General features: G+C 38.2%; 11 protein-coding genes. 6 read left to right on the forward strand and 5 right to left on the reverse strand.

The features are described from left to right. Positions 1 to 4 precede the first annotated feature (4 nt). Together BN4575_RS03225 and BN4575_RS03230 are read right to left on the reverse strand one after the other, a co-directional pair. Complete coding sequence (locus tag BN4575_RS03225; protein WP_068977110.1) at positions 5 to 1627, reverse strand: MCR-3-related phosphoethanolamine--lipid A transferase; 1623 nt, start codon at positions 1625 to 1627, stop codon at positions 5 to 7. Between the two features lie 458 nt (positions 1628 to 2085). After that, the gene (locus BN4575_RS03230; protein WP_068977125.1) at positions 2086 to 2520 is read right to left on the reverse strand and encodes an EamA family transporter; all 435 of its coding nucleotides are present in this window, start codon (positions 2518 to 2520) and stop codon (positions 2086 to 2088) included. Between the two features lie 133 nt (positions 2521 to 2653). On the opposite strand from BN4575_RS03230, the gene BN4575_RS03235 reads away from it, so the two are divergent. The 3 genes from BN4575_RS03235 (at position 2654) to BN4575_RS03245 (ending at position 5193) form a co-directional block, all read left to right on the forward strand. Continuing rightward, complete coding sequence (locus tag BN4575_RS03235) at positions 2654 to 3439, forward strand: COG4705 family protein (protein ID WP_005337484.1); 786 nt, start codon at positions 2654 to 2656, stop codon at positions 3437 to 3439. 130 nt (positions 3440 to 3569) lie between these two features. Further along, positions 3570 to 4355 carry a COG4705 family protein gene (locus BN4575_RS03240; RefSeq protein ID WP_068977111.1) on the forward strand — a complete coding sequence of 262 codons (786 nt, stop codon included), beginning with the start codon at positions 3570 to 3572 and terminating at the stop codon, positions 4353 to 4355. A 436-nt stretch (positions 4356 to 4791) separates the two neighbouring features. Then, the gene (locus BN4575_RS03245; RefSeq protein WP_256028885.1) at positions 4792 to 5193 is read left to right on the forward strand and encodes a PAP2 family protein; all 402 of its coding nucleotides are present in this window, start codon (positions 4792 to 4794) and stop codon (positions 5191 to 5193) included. A gap of 561 nt (positions 5194 to 5754) precedes the next feature. Here BN4575_RS03245 and BN4575_RS03250 read toward each other — a convergent pair. After that, entirely contained in the window at positions 5755 to 7401 is a 1647-nt protein-coding gene (locus BN4575_RS03250; protein WP_083220981.1) for a MobA/MobL family protein, read from the reverse strand. 308 nt (positions 7402 to 7709) lie between these two features. On the opposite strand from BN4575_RS03250, the gene BN4575_RS03255 reads away from it, so the two are divergent. After that, positions 7710 to 8006: a hypothetical protein gene (locus BN4575_RS03255; RefSeq protein ID WP_068977113.1), complete on the forward strand. Its 297-nt coding sequence runs from the start codon at positions 7710 to 7712 to the stop codon at positions 8004 to 8006. Positions 8007 to 8089: 83 nt separating this feature from the next. On the opposite strand, the gene BN4575_RS03260 is transcribed toward BN4575_RS03255, so the two are convergent. Both BN4575_RS03260 and BN4575_RS21615 read right to left on the reverse strand, forming a co-directional pair. Further along, positions 8090 to 8647 carry a hypothetical protein gene (locus BN4575_RS03260; protein WP_068977114.1) on the reverse strand — a complete coding sequence of 186 codons (558 nt, stop codon included), beginning with the start codon at positions 8645 to 8647 and terminating at the stop codon, positions 8090 to 8092. Between the two features lie 52 nt (positions 8648 to 8699). Continuing rightward, the gene (locus tag BN4575_RS21615) at positions 8700 to 9038 is read right to left on the reverse strand and encodes a hypothetical protein (protein WP_139410717.1); all 339 of its coding nucleotides are present in this window, start codon (positions 9036 to 9038) and stop codon (positions 8700 to 8702) included. Between the two features lie 953 nt (positions 9039 to 9991). Between BN4575_RS21615 and BN4575_RS21620 the strand changes: the two genes are divergently transcribed. Together BN4575_RS21620 and BN4575_RS22040 are read left to right on the forward strand one after the other, a co-directional pair. Further along, entirely contained in the window at positions 9992 to 10579 is a 588-nt protein-coding gene (locus tag BN4575_RS21620) for a hypothetical protein (protein WP_139410718.1), read from the forward strand. A gap of 4 nt (positions 10580 to 10583) precedes the next feature. Beyond that, positions 10584 to 10916 carry a hypothetical protein gene (locus BN4575_RS22040; RefSeq protein ID WP_176716409.1) on the forward strand — a complete coding sequence of 111 codons (333 nt, stop codon included), beginning with the start codon at positions 10584 to 10586 and terminating at the stop codon, positions 10914 to 10916. Positions 10917 to 10942: the final 26 nt, after the last annotated feature.

Below are 10942 nucleotides of genomic sequence, written 5' to 3' on the forward strand. Positions count from 1 at the left end.
TAATTTAGTTATATCGACATTGTTTAAATATATCTAATGTCTGGTCGTAAACCTTAGTTCTAATATCCAAAAGTCCCAACATAGATGGAAAAAGATTGTCATGTGAGTATCGGTAAATCGCCGAATTTTTCAGCAAACATGTCATATCAATCCCTTTCTCTTTGGTAAAATCGGGTGACATCCAAACCTGCATAGGCACGCGGGTCTGATCATCTGGTGCAAATTTATAAGGTGTACCGTGCAGGTAAAGCCCCAATGCTCCTAGTGATTCACCGTGATCGGATACATAGATCAACGCGGTGTTGTACTTATCTTCGTAAGTCTTCAACTTGGCAATCATCTCTGCAATCACGAAGTCGGTGTAGCGAATGGTGTTGTCATAGGTGTTTGTAAGCTCTTCATCTGTACAGTTTTCAATATCGCTACGTGGGCAATCAGGCAAGAACTGGCGATGAGCTTCAGGGTAGCGCTTGTAGTAGGTTGGGCCATGGCTACCTATCAGGTGGAAGCCAACAAGCTTGTCCCCTTTCATCCGTGCGATCTCATCATCTAGATTTTGCAGTACAACCTCGTCATAACATGTGTTCTTATCACAGAATGTCGGATAATCCTTCGGCTTAATTTCAATGTTAGGAACTCGATCACAGACTCCTTTGCAACCGCCATCGTTCTCCTTCCAAAAGATAGAGATCCCCGTCTTCTGCAACACATCGAGCAGGCCCTCACTGTTGCGAGCTCGATTATCATCAAACTCCTTTCTCCTCATATTGGAGAACATGCAGGGCACAGATACTGCTGTAGCCGTTCCACACGAGCGAACATCTTTAAATGAGATGACCCCACCAGTTTTACTGGTAAAAGGGTTTGTATCCTTCTCATAACCGTTCATTGAGAAATTTTTACCACGAGCAGTCTCACCCACAACCAGGAACATTAGGGTGGGTTTATCTTTATCCATAGCCCGTACAGCATCATCACCCAAAGTGGCAAAAGGAATTGGTTCTGAAAAATAACGATTATAAATGTATTTAGTAGAACTGTTGATAAAGTTGGCAGGGACAATTTCACGTTGGAGATTCGGATTATTTCGCCCTACTGAAACATAATCCTGATAATATAATGCCGCAATAATACCAATAATAAATAAAGATGCTGCCATAGATAATATGCGTAGAATGACTCCTTTGTACCATGCTGTCTCGTACTCAATCCTAACAAGAAACAATAACGCTGCTGGAACTATTCCTGCTATCGTAACCCAGCCTAATATTGGTAAACTAAAGTAGGCATATGCTTCGCTTTGGTTCGTTTCAAAAATGTTCTGAATCATGTTTTGATCAAACAAGACACGATACTTCATCATGGTGTAGCTGACGATAGCACTCAATACGAGAAGAAGAGCAAAAAATGGTTTTACTAAATATCGAATTGAAAATGGGATAAACACAAAATTCAGTGCTGCAACCAACAAAATTGGAAGGGAGATCGCAAACCCAAGCTTAAAGCCCTCTAGTTTGTAAAGAATATCATAAAAATGGAGAACTCCGCGCCAGTTCAGCATGAATGCAAAATATAATGCCAATAAAAAAACAAGTGGCACAATTTTAATTTTTATTATGAAAGGCATAGCAGCTCCATCAACAGCCTCAAAATATAAATATCTAGGCGAAACACCCTGTCCCGTCATGTTGCGGCAGAATGGTAACAAAGCTGAACAAAGACTTAATCAGCATTTAGTCATTTACCACCGAAAAACGTGACGCAAATCACAACCCCCCCGTCTCATGTAGATTACATCACCAAAATTAAGAAAGTCTTAAGATGCTTTCAGCTCAAAAAACGTTCCATTTTAAAGTGTTGATTTTACTAATAAGCCGACAGTAATGTCTAGTAATGTCTGTTGTACAGACAATTTCGACAGCTGAATTCTCATAGTTAAGATGCGTAGTTCCACATCCTAAGTGGGGTTCAATGTGCTGATGCCGGATCCAAGGAGAGCCAAACAATTGAACGAGCTTGGAAATACTCGTGTGCTTACTCGAAAGATGGATGAAACCTAAGCTGCGTTAACTGTTGCGTTGGTCGTTATCGTTTGAACGCCAGCAGCAAGACACCCACAGCTACCAGCCCGATACCAAGCCATTCTCGGGGTGATGGACGTTCACCAAGGAATGTGAACGCGAATACAGCAACTAAGACAAGACTCAGTTTATCTACTGGGGCGACTTGAGAAGCATCCCCGATTTTTAGTGCTCGGAAGTAGCACACCCATGATGCGCCTGTTGCAAGACCGGACAGGCCAAGGAAAAGCCAAGTTTTAAGTGATAACTCCAACGGGTTGACCCATTTGCCTGTGTAAGCAATAAATGCTGATAAAACAACGATGATGATCCCAGTTCGGATCAAGGTAGCTAGGTCTGAGTCCACCCCCTGAACACCCACCTTGGCAAAAATTGCAGTCATGGCAGCAAAAACTGCGGACAACAAGGCCCAATAAAACCACTCCGTTGACGTAACCATTTCACCCCCCTCAATTTGCTGCCCCATGCTAAAAACATTTCTATCAGGGCACGGTTTGCTTAAGTCTTTCTTAATAAATCTCCAACATGCTGCGATAGACGGCGATTCGTCTAACCACAGGATAGGGTGAACCATGCATAACCAAACGAACAACTTAGTAAGCAAAGTGCCCGAGATAACATTGGCATTTTGGCTCACCAAAATTCTAGCAACAACGCTTGGTGAAACAGGTGGAGATGCAGTGTCCATGTCGATGGATCTAGGCTATCTGGTAAGTACAGCCATTTTTGCAGTCATTTTCTTTGTGGCCGTCAGCGCCCAGATCTCCGCCAAGTCCTATAACCCGACACTGTATTGGGTCACCATCATTGCAACGACGACTGTTGGAACAACCCTGGCTGACTTCGCAGATCGTTCATTAGGTATTGGTTATGCTGGCGGTTCCGCCATACTTTTCCTTTTGCTGCTTGGTTCGTTTGGCGTCTGGTATCGAGCCCAGGGAGAAATATCATCCAGCCAGATTTCCTCACCCAGAACAGAAATGTTCTATTGGATCACCATCATGTTTTCACAAACACTCGGTACTGCTCTAGGAGACTGGACTGCCGATGATGCCGGATTTGGGTATGCGGGCAGCTCTATAGTGTTTGGTGGCATTCTGATAGCTATCGTAGCGGCTTACCTATGGACTAAGGTTTCTCGCACATTGTTGTTCTGGGCTGCGTTTATTATCACCCGTCCCCTCGGTGCTGTTGTTGGTGACTTTCTGGATAAGCCACTTAGCAAGGGCGGCTTGGAACTCAGCCGCTATTCGGCTTCAATTACGTTACTGTTAGCGATTGCCGTGCTGGTCTATATTTCTAGTATGAAAAGAAAACAGAATGATACGATCCCCTTGGATTTAGACGCTGAGAGATAGTTATAAAAGCACACTACATTGGAGCTGCATCATGGATAACATGATCTGCTCCAATATTATTGGCGAGCAATTCATGACGAGTTGAACAATAGAATTACGACTTGTGAAAATGTCATTGTAAGGACTTCAAATGAACAGCATGAGTATATCAGAAAGGAGTTTATTCAATAAAGTGCCAGAGGTAACGATGACCTTCTGGATCATTAAGATGATGTCCACCACTGTAGGAGAGACTGCTGCTGACTACTTGATATTTAATATGAAACTTGGATTAACTATAACATCCATACTTATGGGGGCTATTTTACTCTCAACTATAGTGATACAACTGCGCGCAGATAAATATACTCCCTGGAAGTATTGGCTAGCTGTAGTGCTTGTTAGTATTTTTGGTACGCTAGTGACAGATAACCTAACCGATCAGGTAGGGGTTCCATTGGAAGTCTCAACTAGCATGTTTACGCTTGTTCTGCTTGCTACATTTTGGTTCTGGTATACCCAAGAAAAAACTTTATCAATACGTTCTATAGATACGCCTAAGCGAGAGATTTTCTATTGGAGTGCCATTCTGGTGACTTTTGCTTTGGGAACCGCAGCGGGAGATTGGGTTTCAGAAGGTATGGATATTGGATACATAAAGTCCACCTTGTTATTTGGCGGACTTATATCCATTGTGTATGCTGTCTATTTAATAGCTAGAGTAAATGTAGTTTTAACGTTTTGGATAATCTATGTGCTAACTCGTCCGTTAGGTGCATCTATAGGTGACTTGCTATCACAACCGGAAAAACATGGCGGATTGGGATTTGGAGTGACAAGTACCAGCGTCATATTTTTAGTATTAATATCAGCTCTAGTCGTGCATCAATCATCTAAGGTCAGTACACATATTACAATTAGTCATAGAGGTGAATAGATATACTTGTACATAAGTTACCGTGTTGGATTGAAATGACATCATGGAAATTATTATTAAGAGAGTAAAATTACAAAAATGATTAGCTGATTAAGTTCATTCTGGTTAAATAACTAATAATTTAGATATCATGTTAGATGATACATTGAGAAAAATAGAATCCATTGCTGATAAATGTGAGGAAATAAAATGGAATAAACTACGTCAATATGAGATCTAACTTGGGAGAAATTTTAGCCAACCGTTCAAATAATGAACAAAAAGCAATGGGAACTTTCGCGCGAGAGGCTGACAGCTCTTAAAATGCCCAAATGTAAACCATTAAAAGTGGAGCTAAAACTCTATTCCTGCGTCACTTCATGTTTATCAAGAAAACTGTTGATAATTATATCATTTTGATTAATGTGATGATAAATGAACATGAAATGGACTTTATATGAAAAACAAAATATTTATCGCAGCGTTTATTAGTAGTTTTTTTAGTCCAGTATATGCGTCTAGTGCATTTGAGACTTATGGTGATATTGGACAGTTTGCCATACCCGCTATAGCGGCTGGGATCTCCTGGTATAAAGAAGACTATGAAGGGTTGAAGGATTTTGGCTACTCCTTTGTATCGACTACGGCAACTGTCGAGATTTTAAAAAACACCGTAGATGCAACACGGCCAAATGGTGGTTCGAAAAGCTTCCCATCTGGACACACGGCATGGGCCTTTAGCGGAGCTAGCTATTTGCACATGCGCTACGGTTGGAGCTACGGGCTTCCTGCTTACATTGCTGCTGGGGCCGTGGGCTGGTCTCGTGTGGAGTCAGATACCATTACTGGCGAGATGTGATTGCCAGTGCGGTCATTGCCACTGGGTTTAGCTACGTGTTTACCACTCCGTATGATCAACAGTTGGTGTTCGCTCCTGGAATTATGAATGATGGTGCTCAGGGGATTTTGATGAGCTATAGATATTAATTTATCGAAGTCTTTTCGCTTCACATAGTGGTGATGTGTAAGAGCACATCGCCATTTTAATACCAAGCCTTCTGGGCGATAGGTCTTCGACTTCCAATTCTTCCTGGGTCTACATCCATATCACAAGATTCACCTCTGAAGTATGGAACTCTTAACAACCAGAGCTATACGTTAGTAGCAAGAGCTGGCGGTGTAATGAGGATTGCACACAACGATGGCTCTCCTGCCAAAATCAGCAGATAAGTTATCTATTGTATCCACTTCATCCCGCACATTATAAAGACGGTTTTAAATTCACCGCAAGGCTTTTATAGCGGTCTCTGCGAGAGCAGATATTTTCCTCTACCTCCGAGATAGACAACGCTTAATTTATTATCAAGTCCATTTTTCATAATTTAACCAGCGTTACTTTCTGAATGCCGAGCATGTGGTTCTACCACTCGATTACATCTCCCTTGTGTTTTAGGATAAACCTAATGGTTGGTGTGCTTGTTATTACATTTTTTGCATACTCATCTGCATTTTCTGTTAAAGCAGGACTTAATTCAATTATAGCTTTCATGATCAATTTTTCACTATACCCATTCTTTATCATTATCTCTGCAAAAGTAATATCAGATTGTTCTAAATCATCATGAAATTTCTTCACCAATGGTTGATAGACCTGAATGCACTTATCTATAAAACTCAATTTTTTGTAAGGGATATGAATCCAGGCTGTTATTCTGGTAAGGCGTGCTAACCTATTTTTTCTAATTTCTAATTTTTTTTGTACTTTTTCTATCATTTGCCTACCTCGTTTTGCAATTAGTCCTGTAGCTTGAATACATCTAGCAAAAAAACTCTCCCCATCTTTATGGCAGTTAAAACCTGAGAGTTTTCCATACCTACTAGATGACACATCGACATTAAACTCTTCTTCTAATAAATGAGCTGCCTCTCTTGTTATTTCTGGATCTAATCTTTCTGCTATTTTAATCCAAGCATCATATACTCCATGGCGAGTTTCTATTATTGCCGCCGCATTAAATCCTGCATCATTCAACACTTTTAGTTTGATATCGCTAGTGTCAGAAACAAAAAGCATTCCAGAATGCTCTGATATAGATGGTTTTATTTCAATATTGTGTTTATCTGCATTTTCTTTTAAAAGAAGGTGTGCAATGTTCTCAGCCTCATTCATGTGTAAATCTTTAATTTCATTTTTATTTTCTATTTTTATATCTATTTTTTGACAACACATAGCTTTGAGTTGCTCTAACATATGGAAGATTGCTTTTTCTTCCTTTAAGCCTTTTTCAATTGACAACTTGTCATCAATAAAATTTATTTCTTTTTTTAAAATTTGCATCTCACTGATAAGTAAACCTCTTTCTTTATTAAAATCGAATATATTAGTTGTAATTCCCCTCCGCTTCATAGCAACTGATTTCACACCAAGATGTGTTGTAGGAAGTCTATCTATCCCCTGCTCTGCTAGGGAGCGGTGGTCTACTCTGACCTTTACACCAGCCTTTTCTAAGGCGGCATTCTGCATGTCAGCCCAATTTTTTCTTAATTCATTAAGCCATTCAGTCTCCCTAGTTACTTTTGATTTCTCTGCGCCGCCTTTTTTAGGACTTTTTTTATTATATCTCTTGAAATGTGTAGCTGCTGTTCGCTCTATTCCATCGCTTATACGTTCATTGAAAATAAGATGAAAATGAGGATTGTTAGGTTTACCAATGTCTTGTGACTTACCTTCATGTATGCCTAATGACCATGGGAACCCTTCTTTCTCAGTGACACATCTTACAAAGGATTTAACTAATTCCTTTTGCTGCTCAATTGTAAGTTCATTAGGAAGTGAACACTCAATTTCTCTATATACTCGTGCATTACTTCTTTCATAAAGATCTGCCGCATGCCAAAACTCTGAATCACTTTTTGCCCAATGAGGAATATTCCCACAGTCTGAATATAACAACTCATTATTTTTCTTGGCATACTTATTTTCACGTTTAATATAATCGTTTCTTATCTTGCCAGATTTCCCTGCTTCCTTGCTGCCATTAGTCAATGATAGGTGATAATTTGCCATTTTTTTCCATTTTATTTTTATTTATCTAAAAGCAGATTTTTTCTTTCTGCCATATCCTGCCTTTGATTTTGACTTGAGCACCGTTTCTCCGCGAAGCAGGAGAAACGAGTAAGTGCGCACCATGCGGTGGTAATGGCCTTGGCATTCAATACATGTATCACTCTTATACTTCTAGCGCTTCTGCTCTTAATATTTGGCAACAGCATTTATTGGGTAGACTTTTTTATAGATTAAGTAGAATAGTCATTGAAATATTCATTAATACAATGTTATTATTTAATTAGTAATTAGTCAATGGGTTCGTTGATATGTATAACAATAATAGTAATCCGTCAAGAATTGAGCGTTTAGAAAAAGAAAAGGCTGAATTGGCAAGTAAGATTTTACGCCTAAAAAATCAAGAGAATGAGAGTAGAAATAAGGCTGAGCTTAGGAAAAAGATTCTTATTGGCTCAATGGTTATGGGGTTGATGTTGAAGAATGAAACGTTGAAAGATCAGATTACTGCTCGTTTAGATAATTTTCTTACAAAAAATATCGATAGAAAGCTTTTCGATCTGCCACTTACGAAAAAAGAACGACAAGAGGATAAGAATACGTATTAGATGTAAGCATTAAAACTGTTACTCTCTCCCACCCTTCATACATATAGGATAAGGAAAATAACAGTTTTATATCTCAACATTCCTCACACAACTACTGAGTCATTTATCAAAATATTGAGCATTTCATCATCCAGATAACGGAAAGCTAAATAGTCATCTAATGGATAGAAACCTAACTTTCCTAGCTCCTCAGTCTTATACTCATCATTAATTCCAAGCCAATCACAGAATGATTTCCAGTTCGGCAACATGGCAAAACTAAATTTCATTTCGCATTGTGTTAGTAATTCCCTGATCATACGCAGCTCAGTACCTATATATCTATAGGGTGTGTTCATTACAACATCATCAATGATCGCGCATCGCTGCGGGCCAACCAGTCCTGACGAAATAAACTCAGATAACGTTGCAACTTTATATTGATCATCAAGTAAGTACTTTTGCAGACGACCTATGTAGTTATCTTCTCTAGCAAGCCATACTCTAGCAGCACTAAATTCAAATGCCTTTCCAAACTCATAAATTGAGTAACTAAGACTCCCAATCACCGCTTCTTTTAGCAAAATCTGATGAGTAACATGGGTTAAAAATTGATTATCTCCTGTTTTAATAACTACATTCTCGGATAATGTCGCTGCCATATTTAATTTCCTTATTATGTATAAATATACAACTATAATAATTTTATCATAATTAGTGAAGAGGTTGAGAACATTTATCACCTGTAATGCGAGGCTCGATTACCTCATAGTAATCAATTTCTGGGTTTAATTTTTTTAACTCTGATATTTCTTTGCTAAGATTATCATCACTATCTACAAGAAATATATGATAAAGCAATATATCAATTTCAGCATTTAAATCATCATATTCCTCAATCGATAGACAAAGAATTTTATGCCCTTCTATTTTACTTTGTTTCTTTTCGAGTTCATTAATCAGATTTTTATAATAATTCTCATTCCTCAAAATTCTAATAGCGTTTTTCCCATTGATAGTTTTGTAGTGTTCTACCTCAACCTTATCTTCCACTTGAATACCTCACTATATTTTCACACTCCGCTGCTTACTCGCAGCGAAATCACATCCAAATTATTTAACTTTGTCATTGATATGACAAATAAATATAAACTTACAACTCAACAATAACATATTCACATTATGCTAGATTAAACCATTAATATCAATTGATTTAATTTTAGATTTATAAAAATACACAGAAACCATGCTTGCTAAGTCCATTTATATTTGCTATTTCTTTATCCCAAAAGCCCCTCCTTTTTATTTTCCTGAAATAGTTCCTGCAAATATTAACTGCTAGATATGTGTAGTCTCTGTATGCAATAAATCACATTTAATGATCGATCAACATAAGTACCTACTAAAATAGCCATAACTAATATCTATATTATGTTCAGTTATACGAAATAATGCTGTTATGCACACAATACTCTTGTCAGGCTGACTAGAGTATTAGATGCAGACGCTGGGTTACGTATGCGCTACAAAACCTCGCCATGAGAGAGAATGGAATATCCGCATTGACACGATTTCTTGATCTAGCTCAAAAAAAACTCACTTCTGATACAAAACTCAATTTACAGCTAGCCCACTGTGTAACACTTCGCTTAACATTGCCAACTGGAGCTAATTATTCTGCGATTCATTTTGGGTATTGCAAGATCAGCGGTCTAAGGCCTGTACAGCATACAAGCGAAAGCTGAGCTTTGAGGAGAGGCATCTCTTCGCCTCATCGAGCAAGCCAGCAGCCAAGCATCGCGCGGCAGTATGCTATAGGTTTAATTATGACCATTCAATTAGCCACGCAATATGCATTTAGAACTGTTTGGTATCGGTATTGATAGAAGCCTAAAAATATTACCGTCTCGTTTTTTAATCTAATATTTTGATATAAATGAGAAGGAAAAATATAAAATAATTTGATTCCTCATTCTTAATATTTTTTGACAGAGAGAGTGTTTATTTTGAGAGTTATATACATTGGTGTTGTTGCCTGTATTGCATTGTCCGGCTGTGTATCTATTAACGAAATGCCAGGCCCTAGAGCAGGAACTAAACTCGTTACTGCAACTTGCAACGGCAGAGTAAATTCTACTGGTGATTGTCTCAAGGCAATTGCGGATGCATGTCCAAATGGATATGAAATAATTGCAAATAATCAACATCGTGGTCAAGGTGCTTACATTGATGCTAATACCGGATACGCATCTTCATATGGGACGATCGATCGCGAGGTTATGGCTATTTGCAGTCTAAAACCACCATTAACATTAGAACAAAAACAACAACATCAAAATGTAGGCCAAGTAACAGCAGCTGTATCAGAATGTATAAATGATAAGAAAACACCTGTGTTTGTATCTGGTGTTTTAGATAAATCATTTAACGAATTTAAATCTAATTCATGGTTCGATGAAAATGTGTGGCGCCAAGTACATGATGATGCTGTTAATCAAATTAATGTTATGCGTGAAAAAGAACCTTCAAAATATGAAGACCTTTGCCAAAAGATAACTGAGCTTGCAAAAAAAACTGCTAATAAAGAAACATAATACAATGTCACGTTATTTTTTAAAAAATAGTATATTATTTATATTTATGCTATTCAGCTATGAAGCACTCCCTAAATGTATTGAGTCATCAATTGTTAGCCCGTCACCATTTATGGGTAATAATGATGAAATATTCAAGTTATCTGATGGTAGTTTGTGGATAGTAAAAAATGAATATGAATACTTATATGAATATTATCCTAGTATTACCATATGCCCTGATGAAGGCTTCATGACAGGGCTGACGCATCAGTGTTTATACTTTGAACAACCCCATACATTCGAACAAATATTGTTCATTCAGACAGCAGAGCCTGCGCTTGTTGGCCATGCTTAGATTACGTGATTTGTTTTGCTTCAGCA

Source organism: Aeromonas sp. EERV15 (genome assembly GCF_900079845.1).
GTDB lineage: Bacteria > Pseudomonadota > Gammaproteobacteria > Enterobacterales > Aeromonadaceae > Aeromonas > Aeromonas sobria.